Below are 12,264 nucleotides of genomic sequence, written 5' to 3'. Positions count from 1 at the left end.
TTCATGATCTAGATTCACCGTGGCGTCATACTGCCCCAGTTTCGACGTTTCATTATAACGCCGAATACATGTTTGGGGCAAGCTAGATGCCCACGTCAAATCACCGCACAAAAACACCCTGATTCGACAATCAAACCAGGGTGTTTTTGTTTTATTGAACAGTCTATACATTACCAATAATCTTACTGATAAAGTCTTTGGTACGTGGGTTCTTCGGATGATCGAACATCTCGTTGGGCGTGTTCTTCTCCAGAATATAGCCATCCGCCATGAACCAGACATCGTTGGCAACTTCTTTGGCAAAGCCCATTTCATGAGTGACAACGACCATGGTCATGCCATCTTCGGCTAATTCCTTCATAACGGCCAGTACTTCACCAACCATTTCAGGATCCAACGCACTGGTAGGTTCATCAAACAGCAGCATTTCCGGATCCATCGCTAAGGCTCTGGCAATGGCCACCCGTTGTGCCTGACCACCAGATAGGCTGTCGGGATAAACGTTTGCTTTTTCGTCCAGACCGACTCGTTTAAGCAGACCCAACGCTTTTTCTTCAGCGTCTTTATCAGACATCTTTTTAACCCGGATCGGTGCTAACTTAAGGTTTTCCAGCACCGTCAAATTAGGAAACAAGTTAAAGCTTTGGAAAACCATACCCATCCGTTCACGTAAAGTCGTTAATTCTTCCTCAGAGAACTTCTGCGTATCTTTTCCTTCAAACAACACCTGACCTGACGTTGGTTTTTCCAACATGTTCAGGCAACGTAGAAACGTACTTTTACCTGAACCTGAAGGACCAATCACACAGATCACTTGACCAGGCATAACCGTACCGTCGATTTCTTTTAGGACTTCGGTATCACCATAGTTCTTTTTTAACTTTTTAACTTCAACTAATGGTTTATTTGGCATGCTTCATTCTCCCCTCAAAGTAGTTCAGAACTCTTGTTAAGATAAACGTCATCACGAAGTAAATGATCATGGCAACGAACACTGGCATAACCCCACGATACGTGTCGGCACGCACAATGTTTAATTGGTAGATCAGATCAGTGACACCGATGATGGAAACAATTGAACTTTCCTTGACCAGTGAGACAAATTCGTTACCAAGTGCTGGCCAAATGTTCTTTAACGCTTGAGGTAACACAACAAACCGCATGGTATCAGTCTTAGCTAACCCCAGACTAGCAGAGGCTTCCGTTTGACCTTTATCAACTGAATTAATCCCACCACGAATAATTTCCTCAACGTAAGCACCACTGTTCAGTGAAACGGCAATGATACCTGATAATAACGCTGGCAGGTTAACCACGATCCCAATCCCAAAGTAAACGAACATGACTTGAACCATCAATGGTGTCCCACGAACGAATTCAACGTAGGCAATTGAAATAGCATGGAAGATCTTGCTCTTACTGAACCGCATCAAGGCTAAAATGGTTCCTAGCAAAACCCCAAAGATAACTGAAATTGCTGAGATCAGCAGTGTGTATTCAATCCCTTTAGCGAAGTAGGTCCAGTAATGGAACATTGAGGTATTATGCGTGTTAACTTTCATGTACTTACCGGCTTGTGCCAAGTATTGGTTAGGCAAGCCTTTAGCTTTGATCTTAGTAATACTCTTGTTGATAGCAGCAACTAAGGTACCAGAACCCTTTTTGAGCGCCATAGCTGAACCAGTGTCGTTCTTGTTCAAACTGTAACCAGACTTGATCATCTTTAAATCAGGATCATTCTTCACATAAGCTTCAGCCGATGGGGTTTCAATACCCAGTGCATCGATTTTATGCGTCTTTAAAGCTAATACCAAATCGGTGTTCTTATCCATCCCTTTGACCTGAGCACCGGGAATCTTAGACTTAGCTAAATTATATTGTAACGTCCCTGTTTGAGCACCAATAATTTTATGTGCCAGTGATGCCTTGCTGGTATACTTACCGGCATCCGTCTTGTTGATCAGAAATGATTGACCACCATTATAGTAGATCTCTGAGAAATCAACACTTTGACGCCGTTCAGGAGTTGGGTTGATCCCACTCATGGCAACGTCGGCTTTCCCAGTTTCAACGGCAACCAGCACGTTACTAAATGACATGGACTTAACAACTAGCTTAACGCCCAAGTCCTTAGCAACTTGCTTCATAATATCAACATCCATCCCAACAACTTCGGATTTACCGTTCTTGCTGACCTGGAATTCATAAGGCGGGTAATCTGGTGAAGTCGCCATAACGATTTTGCCCCGAGCCTTAACCCTCTGCAGTGAATTATCCGCTGCATATGCAGTGGTAGTGGTAATGGAATGTGATGGCTGAATTGTAAATAAGAATAATAATGACAAACACAATGTCATAACGGTGAGTAATACGTTTCTCCCCTTGACTTTCATTCGCGGTAACTCCCTCTCTAATTAAGTAACTTCTACATTACACCAAAATCATTCTTTATGCAATAAAAAACGGGAAAAAGTATCATTTATACAAGATTAGTTGCTTTTTTGATTGGTATACACTCTTAAATACATTATGCATTTGAGATACATAAAAGAGAGCCTGTTCACTCCTTCATTGCCTAATCGGGCTCGGTCAGGCAGGGAGTTGCATGTAAGGGGCAGTAAGGCATGCCGCAAACCCACCGGCACACCTCACTCCACTCCCTAAACGCCTGTCCTCGCACCTTGCACCTTGCTTGCTTCCCACCCCCACTCATGATAAACTAAGCGCAGTAAAGGAGTTGACTACATCATGGGATTAAAAGTAAAGCGTCAAGATAACCTCGACGCCATGTTTGGCAAGTTTGCCGAAATGGATCTGAAGGATGAAAAACGTGATAAGTTTTTAAAACACGATGAACAAAAAGACGCCACTAAAAAGGCTAAGGCTTTAATTAAAGAACATCGCAACTATCATAAATAACCACAAAAACGACACCCCCGCGGGTACCGTTTTTTTATGCATCAATTTCTTTTTTCGCCTGTTCAATTTGTTTGCGGACCTGATCAAAACCAGTACCGCCTTCAGAATGACGGCGTTCAACCGCTACTTCTGATTTCAAATCGTGGTAAACATCTTTTTCAATTAACGGTGAAGCCTTTTTGAGATCACTCAATGACATATCCTGTAAATTCTGATGGGTCTGAATTCCCTTCAAAACTAACTGTCCCACAATGCCGTGCGCTTCTCTAAAGGGAACACCCTTCGTTGCCAGATAATCAGCTAACTCAGTCGCGTTTGAAAAATCATTTTCCGTGGCTGCCTTCATGTTATCAGTCTTAACCGTCACCGTGGACAGCATCCCATTGAAGACCTTGAGGGCTGGCAATAACGTCTTAACGGTATCAAAGACACCCTCTTTGTCTTCTTGCAGGTCCTTGTTATAGGCTAGCGGTAATGATTTCATAGTGGCTAACAAACCCATCAGATGGCCATAGACCCGGCCACTCTTGCCCCGAATCAACTCTGCCATGTCGGGATTCTTCTTCTGTGGCATGATCGAACTACCAGTCGTATATGCATCTGATAATTCCAAGTACTGAAATTCATGGCTGACCCACATACTGAGCTCTTCACAGAATCGCGACAGGTGCATCATTAGAATCGAGCTGTTACTAAGAAATTCCAGTGCGAAGTCACGGTCGGAAACTGCGTCCAGTGAATTCGCATAAACTTTACTAAAGCCCAGTGTTTTCGCCGTCATTTGCCGATCGATTGGAAAGGTGGTTCCGGCTAAGGCTGCTGCGCCCAGCGGTGAGATATCAGTGTGCACTTCATTAAACGCAAATCGTTCCTTGTCACGCTTAAACATTTGGTAATAAGCCATTAAGTAATGGCCATAGGAAATGGGCTGAGCGTGCTGTAAATGGGTGTAGCCCGGCATAATGGTTTCAACGTTTTTTTCAGCCAAGCTCACCAAGGTTTTTTGAACCGTGGTAATTTCATCGATCACTTTGGGTAACCGTTTCTTTAAATAAAGGTGGAAGTCTGTAGCCACTTGATCGTTACGTGATCGCGCAGTATGCAGCTTACCCGCTACGGGGCCGATGCGATCCGTTAAAATCGCCTCAATATTCATATGAATATCTTCGTTTTCAACGGTAAACTTGAGCTTACCGGCTTCCAGATCGGTCTGAATGCCTTCCAATCCCGCAATGATCTGATCACAGTCATCAGAAGGCATGATGCCGGTTTTTTGAAGCATTTTAACGTGAGCCAAAGAACCTTCAATATCTTCTTCAGCCATGAGCTGATCAAAGGAAATGGACGCTCCAAATTCATCGACCCATTCAGCCGCCTGTTCTTGGAACCGGCCACCCCAGAGTTTTTTGGTTGCCATTACTTGGTTGCCCCCTCCGTTTGATCCTGCTTTTCTTCTGACTTGACCGCAACCTTGACCTTCGACTTGTTGTTTTGTGTCACGGCATTCACAAAGGCGGATTGCTGGTTTCTCATCTTGACCTGTGAATAAACGGTCGTTGGCAGGCCCCATAACTTGATGAAGCCCTTCGCAGCTTCTTGGTCGAATGAATCAGCAGAGGTATACGTTGCCAAATTCTTATCATACAGTGAGCTTTCTGACTTCCGGCCTAACGTAATCACGTTGCCCTTAAAGAGTTCCAGCTTGATTACGCCGGTAACAACTTCTTGAGTTTTCTTCAAGAAGGCCAGTAAAGCATCCATCAATGGTGAGAACCAAAGCGCGTTATAGATCATTTCCGTTAACTGTTTTTCAATTACTGGCTTGAAGTGGGCCAGATCCCGTTCAAAGGTGAGATCTTCCAGCTGTTTATGAGCCTTCATCAAAACGGTGGCAGCGGGTGCTTCGTAGACTTCCCGCGACTTGATTCCGACTAACCGGTTTTCAATGTGGTCGATCCGGCCGACCCCGTTTTCGCCAGCAATCTTGTTTAACTTTTGAATGAGATCCGCCAGCTGCATTGACTTCCCGTTGATCTTGGTTGGTACCCCTTTAACAAAGGTAATCTCAAGGTCCGTTGGGGTATCCGGTGTTTTATCGATGGGATTCGTTAACGCATAAGCATCTTCTGGTGCGCTGACCCAAGGATCTTCGAGAACCCCGGCTTCGTTAGCCCGGCCCCAGATGTTGGCATCGATGGAATATGGTGAGTCTAAATCAATTGGAATCGGAATGTTGTGCTTCTTAGCGTAATCAATTTCTTCTTCCCGTGACCAGTGCCAGTCCCGAACTGGACTCAAAACTTCCAGTGCTGGGTTCAAGGCGTGAATGGCAACTTCAAACCGTACTTGGTCGTTACCTTTTCCAGTACAGCCATGGGCAACGGCTTGCGCATTTTCTTCCTGAGCAACTTCAACTAGCTTCTTACTGATCAGCGGCCGAGACAGGGCTGAGATCAATGGATATTCGCCTTCATAATACGTGTGGCCTTGTAAAGCAACCATCGCGTAATCCTCTGCGAATTCTTCCAGAGCATCGATCACATAAACTTTAACCGCACCGACGTTCAGTGCCTTTTGCTTGATAAAATCCAAGTCTTTACCTTCACCAACGTTAATGCAGCAGGCAATCACGTCATAGCCCTTATCCTTTAACCAAGGAATCGCTACTGAAGTGTCAAGTCCGCCAGAATATGCTAATACAACTTTTCTATTTTTTGTCATGTTTTTACGCCCTCTCAATTCAACTTTTTTACTTAATGGTACGAGATTAACACCTGTATTCAGTAAATGCAAGTGTTTTTTGTTTTTTATACATAAAAAGTGCCATTATTACAACTTATATACATATTTTTAAATAATTTATGGTTTCAGAATCCTGCTCGTAATGCTATTAGACTGGCTTAACCAACCAAAAAAGCCCGCCGATTAATCAACGAATTGACTAATCGACGAGCTTTTGGATTTAAAAATAAACCATTAATGATTGTTTGGTAAATTAGGGTAACGCTTATTCAAGCGGTCAATATTGCCACTGGCTACATCTTCAAAGGGAATATCAGCCCACTCAGCAACCTGAGACAAATACCACAGGACATCGCCCATTTCCTTGGATAATTTTTGCTTGTCCAGCTTCTCTCCTTGAAACGTATACTGTTTAACTAAATCTACGACCTGCCCAGTTTCGCTAGAAAGGCCTAGAGCACAGTTAGTTAAAACCTGTTCACTGCCAAATAGCGTTCGGTTAGCAGCTTTTTGATAGTCGTTAAATTCCATTATGATTTACCCCCAAATGCATGTTGTTCGATCCACTGCCAGACTTCCTGCTTGCCAGCTTTAGTTTGCGCCGAAAATGGCAACAGATCATCTTGTGACTGGATCTGCAACGTTTTTTTCACCAGACTAAGCTGCTTATTCCACTTAGCACCCGGAATCTTATCCATTTTAGTCGCAACGATCAACGTTGGAATATCATAATAGCTCAACCAAGTATACATCGTCTGATCATCCGCTGTTGGCGCATGGCGGCCATCCACTAACGAGACCACGCCCTTTAGTGTCTCTCTAGCAATCAGGTAAGTCTCAATCATTTGGCCCCATTTTTCGCGCTCTGACCTCGACACTTTAGCGTAGCCGTATCCAGGCACGTCCACAAAGTACAGTGCATCTTCCACGTGGTAAAAGTTCAACGTCTGCGTCTTTCCCGGCTGACTCGATGTTCTGGCATAACTATTTCGGTTGATCAACACGTTCGTCAAAGATGACTTACCGACGTTTGAGCGACCAACTAACGCAATTTCTGGCTGACCAGTCTTGGGATATTGTTTGGGATCAACTGCACTCATCACCAGTTCAACATTGTGTACTTCCATTATAGCCTCCGTTTACTTGACCAAAATAAAAGCCGCATGCTCCATAACGCGGAACATACGGCATGAAATGTCATTCGACATTAGTTGCGGACCACAAGCTCGTTATGACGCTTTTTGATCCTTTAAAATTAACTCAGGTTCTTGATGATCCTTCACGGTATCACCCGTAACGATGACTTTGGCAACATCATTACGACTTGGCAATTCAAACATAATATCGCGCATCACGTCTTCAATGATTGACCGCAGACCACGAGCACCGGTATTGCGTTTCAAGGCCAACTTCGCCATTTCACGTAAGGCGCTATCGTTAAAATCAAGCTCAGCACCGTCAAGTGAGATCAACCGCTGATACTGTTTAACTAAAGCATTCTTTGGCTCCGTTAAAATGCGAACTAGGTCATCTTCAGATAACTTCTCCAGCGCGGTTAGAATTGGTAACCGACCGATGAATTCAGGAATTAAACCAAATTCCAGCATATCTTCAGGTGCCACGCGCTGCATTAGACTCTCCGATGTATCAATTGGTTGATGGACTGAATCCGTACCGAAGCCGATGGTCTTATCACCAAGACGGTTTTTAACGATCGTTTCAATGCCATCAAACGCGCCACCCACAATAAAGAGAATATTCGTGGTATCGATCTGAATAAACTCTTGTTGCGGATGTTTACGGCCACCCTGCGGCGGAACGTTAGCAATGGTACCTTCCAGGATCTTTAACAGTGCCTGCTGGACACCTTCACCGGAAACATCACGGGTAATCGACACATTTTCAGCCTTTTTAGCAATCTTATCAATTTCATCAATATAGATGATACCCTTCTCAGCTTTCTCAACGTCATAATCGGCGTTTTGCAATAGCTTCAAAAGGATGTTTTCAACGTCTTCACCAACGTACCCGGCTTCAGTCAAGGTCGTGGCATCAGCAATTGCAAACGGTACGTTTAAAATTTTAGCCAGTGTCTGTGCCAGATAAGTTTTACCTGAACCAGTCGGCCCAATCATCGTAATATTACTCTTTTGCAATTCAGGACCATCATTTTTGTTAGTGGCCATTTCGTTCACACGTTTGTAGTGATTATAAACGGCAACTGAAAGCGTCTTTTTAGCTTCAGTTTGACCAATAACGTACTGGTTCAAAGAATCAACGATTTGTTGTGGTGTCGGCACATCAAAAACAGTTTCTGAGCTTTCTTCACTAAATTCTTCATCGATGATTTCTTTGCATAAATCGATACATTCATTGCAGATATAAACCCCAGGACCAGCAACAATTTTTTTAACTTGATCCTGTGACTTACCACAAAAAGAACAATTTACGGGGCCAGTTGTATCAGTATTTTCAAACAATTAAGAGTCACCCCTCTTTAATTTCTACAGTTATATTTTCTTTAACGCACCTGCTACTATACCATACAAAGCCGGGACTGGGAAAGGAAAAGCTCATGTGAAATAACCGTTAATTAGCGACTATTATCCCTGACAATCTATTCTGATTTCCACCAGTGACTTTGCAAATGCGGCTATAAACACAAACAAAGGCCCCTACAAGAATCAAATATTCTCGCTTCAGGGCCTTTGTTAGCAATGTTGATGTTGAAAACTACTTTTCGTCTTTTTCGTTTTCTTCGTCTTTTTTAGACTTGTCTTGCTTAGCTGAGTCGGTAATCATATCAACTGCCTTCTTGATGGCAATATCATGCTTCAACATGTCATCTGAAAGGGCTGAACGAACAGCGCTTTCTTCCATGCCATATTGACCGGCAAGATCCTTAACTTCAGCCTTCAAATCATCTTCAGAAGGTTCGATCTTTTCGGCTTCAACAACGGCTTCCAGAACTAAGTTGGTCTTTACACGGCGTTCTGCATCTGCAGCAAATTGCTTGTGTAAATCATCTTCGCTAGTGCCAGTTAACTTGAAGTAAGTCTTAGGGTCGATACCTTGTTGTTGCATATTAGCTAAGTATTGATCCATCTGACGGTGAATATCCTCTTCCTTCATTGCTTCGGGAACTTCTTGGATTTCAGAGTTGTCGACAGCTTCACCAATGGCTTCGTCTTCGATAGCATTGTGGGCAGCTGTAACTTTCTTTTCCTTCAATTCATCCTTGATCTTAGCCTTTAATTCATCTAAGCTGTCAACTTCTTCGTCAACATCCTTAGCAAATTCATCGTCAAGATCAGGTAATTGCTTCGACTTAACTTCATGAATAGTCGTCTTGAAAGTGGCTTCCTTGCCTTGTAAGTTCTCAGCTTGGTAGTCGTCTGGGAAGGTGACCTTAACGTCAACATCTTCGCCAGCCTTGTGACCAACTAATTGGTCTTCGAAACCGGGGATGAATGAGTTAGAACCTAATTCGAGTGAATAGTTATCAGCTTTACCACCATCAAATGGCTTGCCGTCAACGGAACCATCAAAGTCGATTACAACCGTATCGCCCTTAGCAGCTGGTTCGTCTTCTTTCAAAACCAATTCAGCTTGTGATTGACGACGAGATTCTAGTTCAGCATCAATGTCTTTTTGGTAGACACGGGTGTTTTGCTTTGTCACGCTCAAGTCTTTGTAGTCGCCAAGCTTAACTTCTGGCTTAACTGTAACGACCGCTTTTAAGACCCATGGCTTGCCCTTTTCCATTGAATCAACACTAACTTGTGGTTGATCAACTGGTTCGATACCTGCTTCTTTAGTTGCTGCCTCATATGCATCAGGCAAAACAATGTTCAAAGCATCTTGATAAAGTGCTTCTTCGCCATACATCTTGTTAAAGATCTGACGTGGAACCTTTCCTTTACGGAAGCCAGGAACAGCTAAGTTCTTCTTGGTCTTTGCGAAGGCTTGGTCTAAGCCCTTCTTAATTTGGTCGGCACCAATTTCAAAGGTTAATTCGCCTTTGTTGGTGTCCTTTTTTTCCCATTTTGCAGCCATTATATTCCCTCCGAAATTAAATATATCTTCGAATACGATCATACTCAAATTGCGTACAGCTTTTAGTTTAACGTAAGGAAGCCTAAATGTAAACATTAGACTGCACTGCAACGTCTAGAAGCCGTTCTTTTTCGCATGAATCGATTCAGTTACACGACGACTCTGAGTATGCTCACGTCGTCCATCATTCAAATAAAACGTTCAAATAAAAAAGTCCGAAAAGATAACCTTCTCGGACTTTTTATGTTCATTTAGGTAGGTATTAGTCCATGATATCTGAAACAACACCGGCACCAACAGTGTGGCCACCTTCACGAACAGTAAACTTAGTACCCTTTTCAATGGCAGCTGGAGCGATCAAGTCAACTTCGAAAGTGACGTTATCGCCAGGCATAACCATTTCTACGCCATCAGGCAATTCGATAACACCAGTGATATCAGTGGTGTGGAAGTAGAATTGTGGACGGTAGTTTGAGAAGAATGGCGTATGACGGCCACCTTCTTCTTTAGAAAGGATATAAACTTCACCCTTGAACTTACTGTGGGTTTGGATCGAACCTGGCTTTGCAAGTACTTGGCCACGAACAACTTGTTCACGGTTAATACCACGAAGCAAGACACCAACGTTATCGCCGGCTTCACCGAATGGGAGAGTCTTACGGAACATTTCCAAACCAGTAACAGTACTCTTAAGAACTTCTTCCTTAAGACCAACGATTTCAACTTCTTCGCCGACCTTGATAGTACCACGATCGATACGACCAGAAGCAACAGTACCACGACCAGTAATAGTGAAGACATCTTCAACAGGCATTAAGAAAGGCTTATCGTTATCACGAACTGGAGTTGGGATGTATTCATCAACAACGTCCATTAAGTGTAAGATAACCTTTTGTTGTTCTTCATCGCCTTGAAGTGCTTTCAGAGCTGAACCGCGGATAACAGGAATATCGTCACCAGGGTAATCGTATTCTGAAAGTAATTCACGGACTTCCATTTCAACTAAGTCGATCAATTCATCATCGTCAACTAAGTCGATCTTGTTTAAGAAGACCACAATGTATTCAACACCCACTTGGCGAGCCAAAAGGATATGTTCACGAGTTTGTGGCATTGGACCATCAGTTGCGGCAACAACTAAGATAGCACCATCCATTTGAGCGGCACCAGTGATCATGTTCTTGATGTAATCAGCATGTCCTGGGGCATCAATATGAGCATAGTGACGCTTCTCAGTTTCGTATTCAACATGGGCAGTGTTGATCGTGATACCACGTTCACGTTCCTCAGGTGCCTTGTCAATATCAGCATAATCTTCTTCTTTAGCTAAACCTTTTTGAGCTAAAACCTTGGTGATAGCTGCAGTCAAGGTCGTCTTCCCATGGTCAATATGGCCAATAGTACCAATGTTTACATGGGGCTTAGTTCGTTCGTATGTTTCTTTTGCCATTAATGAAACCTCCTGTATTTTTCACAAAGATAGTGCCAACAAACGAGTTGTTGGCAACCCTTTGCAGTAAATTATACTACTTCTTCTCGAAAAGGTAAATCGAGAATCCCTCAAGAAGAATCCTTAAATATTATATAGATTAGGCTATCGTTTGTAAACAATAAACTCCAAATTCGCTAGAACTTTTTTAAGCACCCGTCATCTCTGACATGATTTGAGACAGTTTTCGCTGCCACCATTCCACACTATAGGGCGTCGGTAAAGCTGCTGATTGCACCTGATCACCTTGAATCAATCGTTCCACCCAGGCTTGCGGGTCTGGAATGGCACGGTCAATAAACGGATATAGCAGGGTAACTTGCAAGCCCAGTTCATTTTGGAATAATTGTTGGGTAACCGGATCATAATCCCCAATCGCCTTTTGCAGTATACCTTCCAGTATACCAACTTTTTCAAACTCTGCCAGTGATTTTAACTCACTGCCCACAATCTCGTAGTTTTTATTGTCCAGCCAGCGAAATGTCATGCGGTCTGATAGTTTGAGCTTTTGGACCATCTCCAACAAACTGACGCGGATGATTGGCTTAACAAATGGATCGACCAGTAACGCTTTGGTTGCCGTTACCCACTCTTTTAAAGGCAGCTGTTTACCGGCTTCAAAGGTTCGTCGCTGCTGCGTTAACGTTAAGGCACTCAACTGATAGAAGGTCTGATAATCCTTCTTAAAATCCGGCTGCAGCCGGGCAGTCGCTTCAGCTTGCTGAATCAGTCCGCTAACTTCTTGGGGCAGCTGCGTGACCGTAGCGGTTAAAATATGGGCCATCAGCAACTGCCGGTTAGCCAGCAGCACCTGTACCATTAAGATCACGTGCTCACTATCCATTAAATAACTGTTTAGATTATCCATCATGATCGTATAGGCTAGTTTGTTTTGATGATCTTCAAACAGACTTTTGACCAGCAAATGATTGATTTTAGCACTGGGCGCTGTTTGGTACTCCTGTTCATAGTACTGGGCTGCCTGTCCCCACTGCTGCTGCTTAAACGCGTCGTTTGCCCGCTGTAAGTTTCGATCCATTCTAGTAGCCACCCCCAAT

Annotated in this window: 11 protein-coding genes; 1 reads left to right on the top strand and 10 read right to left on the bottom strand. The window is 43.4% G+C overall.

The genetic code is table 11. From position 1 onward, the window contains the following. Positions 1 to 163: 163 nt before the first annotated feature. Positions 164 to 913, bottom strand: coding sequence for an amino acid ABC transporter ATP-binding protein (locus FFM73_RS03305; protein ID WP_137630366.1), 750 nt, complete (start codon positions 911 to 913; stop codon positions 164 to 166). Continuing rightward, positions 903 to 2,357 carry an ABC transporter substrate-binding protein/permease gene (locus FFM73_RS03300; protein ID WP_235874443.1) on the bottom strand — a complete coding sequence of 485 codons (1,455 nt, stop codon included), beginning with the start codon at positions 2,355 to 2,357 and terminating at the stop codon, positions 903 to 905. The genes FFM73_RS03305 and FFM73_RS03300 overlap by 11 nt, the downstream gene beginning before the upstream one ends. 391 nt (positions 2,358 to 2,748) lie before the next feature. Here FFM73_RS03300 and FFM73_RS12720 point away from each other — a divergent pair, with 391 nt between their 5' ends. Further along, positions 2,749 to 2,919, top strand: coding sequence for an SPJ_0845 family protein (locus tag FFM73_RS12720; RefSeq protein ID WP_170173524.1), 171 nt, complete (start codon positions 2,749 to 2,751; stop codon positions 2,917 to 2,919). 34 nt (positions 2,920 to 2,953) lie between these two features. On the opposite strand, the gene argH is transcribed toward FFM73_RS12720, so the two are convergent. The 8 genes from argH to FFM73_RS03260 all read right to left on the bottom strand — a co-directional run bounded on the left by argH (position 2,954) and on the right by FFM73_RS03260 (position 12,245). After that, entirely contained in the window at positions 2,954 to 4,336 is a 1,383-nt protein-coding gene (gene argH, locus FFM73_RS03295) for an argininosuccinate lyase (protein ID WP_137630364.1), read from the bottom strand. Then, positions 4,336 to 5,640 (bottom strand): argininosuccinate synthase, encoded by a 1,305-nt coding sequence (locus FFM73_RS03290; protein WP_137630363.1) that lies wholly within the window; start codon positions 5,638 to 5,640, stop codon positions 4,336 to 4,338. The genes argH and FFM73_RS03290 overlap by 1 nt, the downstream gene beginning before the upstream one ends. 255 nt (positions 5,641 to 5,895) lie before the next feature. Further along, entirely contained in the window at positions 5,896 to 6,192 is a 297-nt protein-coding gene (locus FFM73_RS03285; protein ID WP_137630362.1) for a nucleoside triphosphate pyrophosphohydrolase family protein, read from the bottom strand. Next, positions 6,192 to 6,788, bottom strand: coding sequence for a ribosome biogenesis GTP-binding protein YihA/YsxC (yihA, locus tag FFM73_RS03280; protein ID WP_137630361.1), 597 nt, complete (start codon positions 6,786 to 6,788; stop codon positions 6,192 to 6,194). The genes FFM73_RS03285 and yihA overlap by 1 nt, the downstream gene beginning before the upstream one ends. A gap of 102 nt (positions 6,789 to 6,890) precedes the next feature. Continuing rightward, positions 6,891 to 8,141: an ATP-dependent Clp protease ATP-binding subunit ClpX gene (gene clpX, locus FFM73_RS03275; RefSeq protein ID WP_137630360.1), complete on the bottom strand. Its 1,251-nt coding sequence runs from the start codon at positions 8,139 to 8,141 to the stop codon at positions 6,891 to 6,893. A 253-nt stretch (positions 8,142 to 8,394) separates the two neighbouring features. After that, positions 8,395 to 9,717, bottom strand: a complete 1,323-nt coding sequence (gene tig, locus FFM73_RS03270; protein ID WP_137630359.1) for a trigger factor — start codon at positions 9,715 to 9,717, stop codon at positions 8,395 to 8,397. A gap of 262 nt (positions 9,718 to 9,979) precedes the next feature. Continuing rightward, positions 9,980 to 11,167 carry an elongation factor Tu gene (gene tuf, locus FFM73_RS03265; protein WP_137630358.1) on the bottom strand — a complete coding sequence of 396 codons (1,188 nt, stop codon included), beginning with the start codon at positions 11,165 to 11,167 and terminating at the stop codon, positions 9,980 to 9,982. A 187-nt stretch (positions 11,168 to 11,354) separates the two neighbouring features. Beyond that, the gene (locus FFM73_RS03260; RefSeq protein ID WP_137630357.1) at positions 11,355 to 12,245 is read right to left on the bottom strand and encodes a hypothetical protein; all 891 of its coding nucleotides are present in this window, start codon (positions 12,243 to 12,245) and stop codon (positions 11,355 to 11,357) included. Positions 12,246 to 12,264 lie beyond the last annotated feature (19 nt).

The organism is Secundilactobacillus hailunensis (assembly GCF_005405185.1).
GTDB lineage: Bacteria > Bacillota > Bacilli > Lactobacillales > Lactobacillaceae > Secundilactobacillus > Secundilactobacillus hailunensis.
This window is presented reverse-complemented; position numbering and strand designations above follow the sequence as displayed.